1 protein-coding gene is annotated in these 697 nt (G+C 66.0%); it reads right to left on the bottom strand.

The window, feature by feature from the left end:
- Window positions 1–264 (bottom strand): hypothetical protein (locus FS507_RS16380; RefSeq protein WP_186314739.1); only part of this gene is annotated, 264 nt, incomplete at its 3' end.
- Window positions 265–697 lie beyond the last annotated feature (433 nt).

The following is a 697-nucleotide window of genomic DNA, read 5'->3' as shown; positions in this document are numbered from 1 at the left end:
CCCCTTCTCCTCCTCCACGGTCCCGTCCCTCCTCCTCATCTTCCCTGTCCCCCTCTTCCTCCCCAACCTCACCCGACCACCCCCCCCCGACCCTAACCTCCCTCCCACCCTCATCCTCCCTCCCCCACCACTCACTCTCCCCCCCTCCCCAAACTCCACTATCTCCTCCACCCTCACCTCCCCCACTCTCACCACCACCTCAACATCACCACCCTCCGCCACATCGACAAGTTCTACCACATCCTCCACCATCACCCTAACCACACCCCTCCCCCTTTCTCCACCCCCCCTCCCCCCTCCATCTCCCCCCCCTCACCAACAACTTCCGCCACCTCACCCCCCTCCACCACTCTGCCACAACCCCCCACCAACCCTCTCCCCACCCACCTCACCCTCCACCACACCCCACCCCCCCCCCCACACATCATCCTCACCTACTCCCCCACCCAACCCCCCCACCTCCTCCCCCTCCATCACCATCCTCCTCCCCAACCCACCCACCCCAAGCTTCAACCCCTCCCCCCACCCTTCATACTCCCTTCACACCTCCACCACCTCACCCACCAACCACACATCCTCCATCTCCACCCCCCCACCCTCCCCGACGCCCCCCTCCTCCCCACCCCCCCCCCCCTCTACCTCCACAACATCTTCCTCCCCTTCCAACTCTCCATCCACACCCCCTCCACGATCCCGG

The sequence above is a fragment of the Corynebacterium glyciniphilum AJ 3170 genome, from assembly GCF_007673095.1.
Taxonomy (GTDB): Bacteria; Actinomycetota; Actinomycetes; order Mycobacteriales; family Mycobacteriaceae; genus Corynebacterium.
Note: the sequence above shows the minus strand (reverse complement) of the source record. Positions and strands in the feature narration are given on the sequence as shown.